We start from the raw sequence: 8253 nt of genomic DNA on the forward strand, positions 1-8253 counted from the left end.
AGAACCAGACTCGCCTAAACATCTGTCACCCTTTTATCATGGGTTATTATGGGGGATAATTATTACCCTAACAGTTGTAGTTTCTGCTACTATTGGTGCAACCGCTACTTGGAAATTTCCTTCTTTATTTGAAGCTATACAAAATATCTCTAAAACCTATTCAGAATAATGTCTTTAACATCAATCTTTGCTAAATTAATCTTACTCTTGAGTGCTGCTATAATACTAGTATTCTTAATGGCTACCCCTACTGCTTTTGCTCAAGCTAACCGCGTTAATTATACTAGCACAGAATTACAAGATCGGGATTTCTCTAATTTAGACCTCCATGGGAGTGTTTTTGCTGATGCTGATATGCGTCGGGCTAATTTTTCAGGAGCTAATTTAGAGGGTTCAATTCTCACTCAAGGAATATTTTTAGAAGCTAATTTGACTGGAGCTAATCTGAGTGATTCTCTAGCGGATCGCGCGACTTTTGACCAAGCGAATTTAACTAACGCTATTTTTGTCGAGGCGATCGCGATTCGTAGTCGTTTTTTTGATGCGATCATCACAGGTGCTGATTTTACAGGAACGATTCTTGATGAATATCAGGTTAATTTACTCTGTGAATACGCATCAGGAATCAATCCGGTGACAGGAGTTTCTACCCGAGATAGTTTAGGTTGTCGAGACTAGGAATATCTAAAAATTCCATTTCTTCCCAATTTAAAATATCTAGGAGTAAATCCTGATAACCTAAACTATTAGGGTGAAGACCATCAGAGGCTAAACGAGATTTTAGCCATTGCTCCCCCCTACTCATCCACAGGTCAAAAGTATCGAGATAGGGTATTTCTAGTCTTTGACAAGCTTGTTTAGTGATTTCTTTATAATAATATTGATCGCGATGATTAAAATAAAAACAGTCTAAAAAAGGCATTTTAGCAGGATCTATCGGAATCATCCCCATAAATAACACGGGACATAGTCTTTTAGCCTGTTCTAAGAGTTGATCTACTTGTTCTTGAAAATCCGTAAAATCTGTAAAACAACGTCCATCAGGACGCATCAAACGCGCTGAATCATTAACACCTACTGAGAGAATCATTAAATCAGGTACACGGTTTTTTAATTCTCCTCGACTTCTAAATTCACTTTCTAGTCTTTGGGTGACTTGAATCAGGCGATCGCCTCTTACCCCTAAATTATATAATACTGGTCCTGGTTGTTCTGGAGACATCCACAGACGTCTCAATCTTTCTACCCAACCTCCCCCAATCGGATCGCCAAACCCATAGACAATACTATCACCTAGGACAACAATCTTAAGAGGATTACTTGGTTTAGATTTAGTTTTAACAGCTTTGGAAAGATGATAAATATTGGTCATTTAAAAAAGATAATTGTCCTAAAATTTACTAAAAAAGACGACTTCGTACGAGTATTGTTGCACATTTTTAATGATTTGGCTATGATCTTGACGGTTATATCTAGGTTAAATTTTTTTGGTCGGATAATTCTTTAATTTGTTGTTTTTTGTGGAAAAATTCATCGGGTAGCTCAGGAATATCTGAATAGTCGATATCTTCATCAGTCATGTTATCCAAAAGAGTTTTTTCTTCTTCAGTGAATTTTGGTGGATTTTTAGGATCTAGTGTATATTTAACGATTGCCATAATAACGTTTCTGCTCTCTTGAGTTGGCTTTACGTGAGGAAATAAGACGAATAACTTCTTGACGCTTGGTATATACTACCACGTGAACGCGATTTTCTATTAAACCTACAGTAACATATCTAGTTTCACCATAATCATTTCTCTTATCAATAGCCGTAATTCGATTGTTATCAAGAAAAATAAGAGTAGCTAGTTCAAAACTAACTTTATGTCTTTTTTGATTAAAAGCCGCCTTTTGATCATCCCACTCAAATTGCAGGTCTAACTCCATTTTACCAAAAATTTCTTAAGGATAAAAACTGTATTTAGCCCTATTCCTATTGATGATTACGGTTGGGAAGATTTCCAGAAACGATAAATAATATATAAGATAGAACCAAGGATGGCTAATGTAACCAGAGAAATTACTACTCTCAAAAAAAGATTGAGGATAGTAAAACCGACAATCACCCCTCCAGTCATTACCAATACTTGCGCAGGTTGTGAGAGACTTTTATACCAGTTATTTAGCTTATAAGTTAAGGAATCTTCCTCGGTTTCAGGGGTGAATTTGCTTACTTTTGGTTCTTCTGATTCGGGTGGTTCGTTATACATGTTTATTCATCAACAACGGTAACATCTATTATCCCAGGAGGAGTCATTCTCAGTAGTTTACCTTTTTTTACTTCTAATAGTTCACCACAATTGGGACATTCACACTGACTATTGTTAAGACTAGTAAATTCATAACCGCAAACGGGACAAGGTTGAGAGACCAAGTTACGTTGTAACCACCAGTTTAAACCTATCCAAGCGATAACTGGGGTAATTAAGATCAAAGCTAGGAAGATCAAAAAACCGTTAACTATCCATCCTAAACCCACCGCTCCTAATAATAAGCCAATTAAGAGCATGATAACTAAACAACCTAGACCTGAATTTGGCATTAGATTTACTCGCCTTAGTCACTCTATTAACTAGTTTAAAACAATCCTTGGCTTATTTAGCACCATCATCAATTTGTACTATATTGATTTCTGATATGTATGACGTAGGAGACAAACTTAAAACACAATTAATTACCTTAATTAGATCCTCTAGAGGGATAGGTTGTTGTTCACCAAAAGCACCAGTTTTGATATCATTTAAAACTTCAGAAGTCGCTACATTGCCTGGGTTAATGACAGTAAAACCAATACCACTATTTTTCAGTTCTCGTTGTAAAGCGTGAATAGCACCCCTAAGACCATATTTAGAAGCTGAATTAGCCACTTCCCGAGAAGCAGTATTTTCTAAAGCGGTCAAAGATCCTATAAATATAGCTCTAGGATGAGGGGATAATATTAAACTATCAAACAAAGCTTTAACAATTTTAATGGGTGCAAGACAATTAACAGTGATAACCTGGTCAATTTCGGCAAAATCGCTCTTTAAAAAAGAATATTCAGCGGTAAAAGCATTTTTTTCCCAAGTACCACCTAAAAATAATAAAGCGTCTAATTGTTTACCTGCAAAAAACTTGGCTATTTTCTCTATACCCGATTGTGTAGATATATCCGCGGCTAACCAAGTACCATACTTGCAAGTAGTACGAGAGACAACAACCAGATTAACTCCAGTCTGTGCATAATATTCAGCAACAGCTAAACCAATACCTCGACTTCCACCAACGATTAAGATAGTATCTTCTTCAGTCAACATTGTCGAGAACTTCTTCTGGTCCTACTAAAGAGATATAGGGTTCGATAAAGTATGCTTGGGCGACTTTTTGCATTTCCTCTGGGGTTACCGCTTTGATCTGTTCTTGAAAATCTAAGTCAAAGGAGATACCAAGTTCTAAAGTTTCGTACCAACCGTAGATTTGAGCTATTTCCCCATTAGCTTGTTTACCTAGAGCGTATTGACCAAGTAGTTTATTTTTAGCTATTTGTAACTCAGTTTCCGTTAGTTCTGTATTACAAAGACGTTCTACTTCTGTTCGTAAACCTTCTTGTGCTGTTAGGGTATTTTCTGGAGCTGTACCCATATAAACCACAAAACTAGACTGATCTAGTCTGGTGGGGTAAAATGCAGACACATCATAGGCTAAACCGCGTTTTTCCCGCAATTCCACAAACAGACGACTAGATAAACCATTCCCTAGATAGGTGTTTAAGAGTTTCAAGGCTGCGTATTCGGGGGTTTTTATTCCTGGAGTTAAATAACCCAACATGACGATCGCCTGTTGGGTATTTTGTGCTATTTTGCGTTTTTCTGGTTTAGGGGTTAGTTGGGGAAGTTGCAGTAAAGAGGGTGTTACTTGGGGTATTTCCCAGTCTCCGAAGCTATCCTCTACCCATTGTTTCACTGTTTCTGGTTCAAGACGTCCTGAAATACTGATTACTAGTTGATCGGGACGAAAATATTGTTGATGATAGTTTTGTAAATCTGTTAAGCTTAGGTTAGCTACGCTTGTTTCTGTGCCTAAAATAGATAAAGCGTAGGGATGTTCTTGATAAATTGCTTCTCTTAATTGACTAAAAGCGATGTTAAAGGGTGATTCCTGTTGAGCGCGGATATTTTGTTGGGTTAGGTGTTTTTCTAATTCTACTTCCTCGGGAGGAAAACTAGGCTCGCGCATTATTTCTGCTAATAACCCCAATATTTCTTGGAAGTCACTACTTACTGTTTTCAGACTAAAAATTAAGTAATCACTAGCTGCATCTGCTCCTAAACTAGCTCCTAGAGATTCTACCTGATGAGCTATATCTACTGCTGATAATCTCTTTGTTCCTTTGGTAATTACGGAGGTTACTAGGTGAGATAATCCCGCTTGAGTGCGTGTTTCCCATCTTCCTCCCGCGTTTTTAATAAATATTCTCCCTGCGATCACATCACTACTGTTATTAGTCACCGTGATTAGGGTAATGCCATTATTGAGAGTAAAACAATTAATTGTTTCTTGCTGATAACTCGATGTTGCTGTTTGCATGGAGATTATTATTGGTAATTAGTGAATCAGGATACAGTGTGCTGATAGCGTAATGCTCAACAGAGAGATATTGACGAGCTACCCTTTGTAAGTCTTGAACTGTTAATCTTTCAATTATTATAGGATAACTTAAGGATAGTTCTGCTGAGGCGATCGTTTGGTAATAACCGTATAAACCTGCTAATTGAGCTGGTGTTTCTGTAGAAAATAGATAATCATTGCGCAAAATACGCTTATTCTTGGCTAATTCTGCTTCTGTAATCAATTCATTTTGCAATCTCTCTATTTCTGCACAGATAGCTGCTTCTACCTTGAATATATACTCTGGCTCTAACCATGCACTAATCGTAAATAAACTAGAGTCTTGTTGCAGTGAATACTCGCTGGTGATATCTAAGACTAATTGTTGTTCTTCTCTGAGTTTACTAATTAGACGAGACGATCGCCCTCCTGCTAAAATAATCGAGAGCATTTCTAATGCTAAAGCATCTGCTAATTGCTCTACATTAGGTCCTAACCAACCCATCCCTAGTCGCGCGTGTTCGATTCTCGGTAAGGCTATTTCTTGACGACGTACACCGATGATTGGTGCTTCTGCTACTATGTGATGGGGTGGACATTCTGATCTAATGCTAAAATCAAGGAAGCATTCTGCAACTAAACTTAAAGCTTGTTCTTGTTTAATTCCCCCTGTAATCACTACTGTCATATTTTCTGGCTGATAATGAGTCTTATGAAAACAGCGCATTTGATTAGGTGTATGTTGCCGTAACAATTCTTCTTCTCCGAGAATTCCTCTTCCGTAGGGGTGAGATTCGTAAATAATTTCGCACAGGGATTGAAATCCAATCCAATCTGGATCATCGTAACATTGTCTAATCTCTTCTAAAACTACTTCTCTCTCTCGGTAGAATTCTACTTCTGGTATCTCTGCTTGTAAGAGAATTTCTGCTAAATATGGTAATGTTTCTGATAGGTGTGTAGCTGCTGTGGTTAAAAAATAATGGACGTAGTCATGACTAGTCGCTGCGTTAGTTATTCCCCCTGTATTTTCTATTTTGTAATCAAACTCTCCAGGATAGATATTTTTTGTCCCTTTGAAGATCATATGTTCTAAAAAGTGCGCCATTCCCAACCAAGATGTTGGTTCAATTTTTGCACCTGCGTTTATCCATACATCCGCTACTGCTACTGGTGTTGATGGTATGTATTGATGAACTACCGTCAAGCCGTTATTTAACTGAAAAACATGACCAGGAAACAGTCTGTTTTGTTGATTTCTCAGGAGTCGTTGCAATTGGAAACTCCTCTTATTGCTATTGTTTCTAACTCTCTATTATAAACCTTTAACTGTATAGCTGTATACCCTTTAGGTGAGGAAATCTTGACAATAAAAAAGTTCACCGCAACGCCGTTTTACCTCAGCTTATGACCTGGATAACCAGGTGGGTAACTTTGTCCTCAGTTTAAAGTTTCCGAGTACCAGCTCGGTTTACTGCCACGAGAAGCTTTTAGTTCCCTTATTCAAAAAGCATAGATCAATAAACTATATTGGCAGTCACCAACGTCGCAGTGAATTGATATTTATATCTTAATCTGATTTTGTGGATTTGACAAGAGCCAATTTTTAAGCTTCATCTAAAGCAGCGATTCCAGGTAATTCTTTACCTTCGAGTAATTCTAAACTAGCGCCACCTCCTGTGGAGATATGACTCATTTGTTCAGCTACACCCACTTTTTCTACTGCGGCGACTGAATCTCCTCCACCAATGATGGTGACAGCGTTATTCTTAGTTAACTCAGCTAGAGTATTGGCGATCGCTTCTGTACCCACGGCGAATTTAGCGAATTCAAATACTCCCATTGGACCATTCCAAAGGATAGTTTGACAATCTGCTAAGGCTTCTTGGAAGAGTTTAACCGAATCAGGACCAATATCTAACCCCATCCAACCATCGGGGATACTGTCGATACTGACGGTTTGAGAATTAGCATCAGCGGCGAACTTATCAGCTATGACTACGTCTGTTGGTAACAGTAGTGTCACGTTTTTAGCTTTAGCTTTTGCTTCTAATTCTTTGGCTAATTCTAGCTTATCTTCTTCTACTAGAGATTTACCCACGTCTAAACCACGTGCTTTATAGAAGGTAAAGATCATCCCTCCACCGATTAGCAATTTATCGCATTTTTCCAGGAGAGTTTCGATCACTCCGATTTTAGAAGATACTTTAGATCCACCAATAATCGCAGCTAGAGGACGTTGGGGACTTTCGATCGCTCCTTGTAAGAAGTTTAGTTCTTTTTCAATCAAATAACCCGCTACACTAGGACTCAGATAATGAGTTACTCCCTCTGTAGAAGCATGGGCGCGGTGTGCTGTGCCAAAAGCATCATTAACGTATAAGTCAGCGTTTGCTGCTAATTTTTGGGCAAATCCTGGATCATTTGCTTCTTCTTCTGCGTAAAAACGTACGTTTTCTAGAAGTGCAACCTGTCCATTTTCCATTTTAGCTATGGTAGAGGTTACTTCTTCTCCGATACAATCTTTACAGCTAACTACTTCAGTTCCTAGTAATTCAGAAAGACGTTTAGCCACAGGAGTTAGACGCATACTTTCTTTAACTTGTCCTTTAGGACGACCAAAATGACTGCACAAGATTACCTTAGCGCCTTTTTTGCGTAAATCTTCAATAGTGGGCAAAGCTGCACGAATACGGGTATCATCGGTAATTGTCAGGTTATCATCGAGAGGGACGTTAAAATCAGCTCTTACTAAGACTCTTTTTCCTGCTAAATCAGCCTCTGATAAATTTGCTATGGTTTTCTTGGTCACAGCCTGTTCCTCCTAAAAAGTTATATTTTTCATAGTCAATTAATTTTGTACCCTAAAACCGTCACTATTGCTCAATAACTTTTGTACTGATTAACGATTGTAGCGCTGACCTTGCATCTGAAGACAAAAGTTCCTGGTTGAGGTAGGGGGGATTTTTTCAGTATTTATAATGGATTGAAAGAAAGCTAAAAATATAGCAAGAGAGAATAGAACATCTCTGAGATACGAAAGGATTAGAGCATATCCTAGATATTCCTAAGTCATTTGCCAAGTTATTTGCTAAGATATCTTAGTAATCATCTTAGTAAGATTATAACCCTTCTTAGCCAACTTGGTATCAAAGTTGGCTCAATCTTGGCTCACCTGGTATCAGGTATCCTAGATTTGATTCAGTAAGGATAGCTAGCTAATAGCTGAGATACTTAATAGGTATAGGGTTTCTTAACTAGAAGTGCCGATGTAGCTCAGTGGTAGAGCATTCGATTCGTAATCGAACGGTCGGCGGTTCAAATCCGCTCATCGGCTTAAGTAAGAATTCGGTATTAGGTATTAGGTGTTATTATGACTATACAGCATAAAATACTGGTGCAAGAGCTGAGTTAAAAACTCAGGGGTTTTGGCTCTTCTGGTTTGAGTATGATAAATTATTAGTGGCAACAAGCACTCCTGCAACAGGCAAGAGAAAAATTTTATTATAAGTGACATACTCCTACACCGAATCAAAGATTACGCTGTAGGCTTCTTGTCTTTCACCTTCAGAGATGATTGACCGTTTTTGAGTGAGGCGATGCCCATCCCCACTTTTTTAATTA

10 protein-coding genes, 1 tRNA gene and 1 other RNA gene are annotated in these 8253 nt (G+C 38.1%); 2 read left to right on the forward strand and 10 right to left on the reverse strand.

Features of this window, described 5'->3' with window-relative positions; translation table 11 throughout:
- Positions 1-168 precede the first annotated feature (168 nt).
- Positions 169-678, forward strand: a complete 510-nt coding sequence (locus tag EA365_02630; protein ID TVQ47971.1) for a pentapeptide repeat-containing protein — start codon at positions 169-171, stop codon at positions 676-678.
- Here the strand turns inward: EA365_02630 and EA365_02635 are convergent.
- From EA365_02635 to EA365_02680, 10 genes are all read right to left on the reverse strand, one after another.
- Positions 647-1372, reverse strand: coding sequence for a G-D-S-L family lipolytic protein (locus EA365_02635; protein ID TVQ47972.1), 726 nt, complete (start codon positions 1370-1372; stop codon positions 647-649). The genes EA365_02630 and EA365_02635 overlap by 32 nt on opposite strands.
- 100 nt (positions 1373-1472) lie before the next feature.
- Positions 1473-1658: a hypothetical protein gene (locus tag EA365_02640; GenBank protein TVQ47973.1), complete on the reverse strand. Its 186-nt coding sequence runs from the start codon at positions 1656-1658 to the stop codon at positions 1473-1475.
- A complete protein-coding gene (locus EA365_02645; GenBank protein TVQ47974.1) occupies positions 1645-1929 on the reverse strand; it encodes a BrnT family toxin in 285 nt (94 codons plus the stop codon). The genes EA365_02640 and EA365_02645 overlap by 14 nt, the downstream gene beginning before the upstream one ends.
- A 56-nt stretch (positions 1930-1985) precedes the next feature.
- Positions 1986-2252 (reverse strand): hypothetical protein, encoded by a 267-nt coding sequence (locus EA365_02650; GenBank protein ID TVQ47975.1) that lies wholly within the window; start codon positions 2250-2252, stop codon positions 1986-1988.
- 2 nt (positions 2253-2254) lie between these two features.
- Entirely contained in the window at positions 2255-2584 is a 330-nt protein-coding gene (locus EA365_02655) for a hypothetical protein (protein TVQ47976.1), read from the reverse strand.
- 52 nt (positions 2585-2636) lie between these two features.
- Positions 2637-3338 (reverse strand): SDR family oxidoreductase, encoded by a 702-nt coding sequence (locus tag EA365_02660; protein TVQ47977.1) that lies wholly within the window; start codon positions 3336-3338, stop codon positions 2637-2639.
- On the reverse strand, positions 3328-4608 hold the full coding sequence (locus EA365_02665; protein TVQ47978.1) for an insulinase family protein: 1281 nt from the start codon (positions 4606-4608) through the stop codon (positions 3328-3330). Before EA365_02665 ends, EA365_02660 begins: the two co-directional genes overlap by 11 nt.
- Positions 4568-5905 (reverse strand): insulinase family protein, encoded by a 1338-nt coding sequence (locus tag EA365_02670; protein ID TVQ47979.1) that lies wholly within the window; start codon positions 5903-5905, stop codon positions 4568-4570. The genes EA365_02665 and EA365_02670 overlap by 41 nt, the downstream gene beginning before the upstream one ends.
- Positions 5906-6004: 99 nt before the next feature.
- Positions 6005-6187: non-coding RNA, 6S RNA (gene ssrS, locus EA365_02675), on the reverse strand.
- 48 nt (positions 6188-6235) lie between these two features.
- A complete protein-coding gene (locus EA365_02680) occupies positions 6236-7441 on the reverse strand; it encodes a phosphoglycerate kinase (protein ID TVQ47980.1) in 1206 nt (401 codons plus the stop codon).
- Positions 7442-7894: 453 nt separating this feature from the next.
- On the opposite strand from EA365_02680, the gene EA365_02685 reads away from it, so the two are divergent.
- Positions 7895-7966: transfer RNA gene (locus tag EA365_02685), tRNA-Thr, on the forward strand.
- Positions 7967-8253: the final 287 nt, after the last annotated feature.

The sequence above is a fragment of the Gloeocapsa sp. DLM2.Bin57 genome (assembly GCA_007693955.1).
Lineage (GTDB): Bacteria > Cyanobacteriota > Cyanobacteriia > Cyanobacteriales > Gloeocapsaceae > Gloeocapsa.

Excerpts from the sequence above, each read along its gene's own strand:
- EA365_02630 (TVQ47971.1), top strand. The coding sequence starts at position 169 with ATGTCTTTAACATCAATCTTTGCTAAATTAATCTTACTCTTGAGTGCT.
- EA365_02635 (TVQ47972.1), bottom strand. The coding sequence starts at position 1,372 with ATGACCAATATTTATCATCTTTCCAAAGCTGTTAAAACTAAATCTAAA.
- EA365_02640 (TVQ47973.1), bottom strand. The coding sequence starts at position 1,658 with ATGGCAATCGTTAAATATACACTAGATCCTAAAAATCCACCAAAATTC.
- EA365_02645 (TVQ47974.1), bottom strand. The coding sequence starts at position 1,929 with ATGGAGTTAGACCTGCAATTTGAGTGGGATGATCAAAAGGCGGCTTTT.
- EA365_02650 (TVQ47975.1), bottom strand. The coding sequence starts at position 2,252 with ATGTATAACGAACCACCCGAATCAGAAGAACCAAAAGTAAGCAAATTC.
- EA365_02655 (TVQ47976.1), bottom strand. The coding sequence starts at position 2,584 with ATGCCAAATTCAGGTCTAGGTTGTTTAGTTATCATGCTCTTAATTGGC.
- EA365_02660 (TVQ47977.1), bottom strand. The coding sequence starts at position 3,338 with ATGTTGACTGAAGAAGATACTATCTTAATCGTTGGTGGAAGTCGAGGT.
- EA365_02665 (TVQ47978.1), bottom strand. The coding sequence starts at position 4,608 with ATGCAAACAGCAACATCGAGTTATCAGCAAGAAACAATTAATTGTTTT.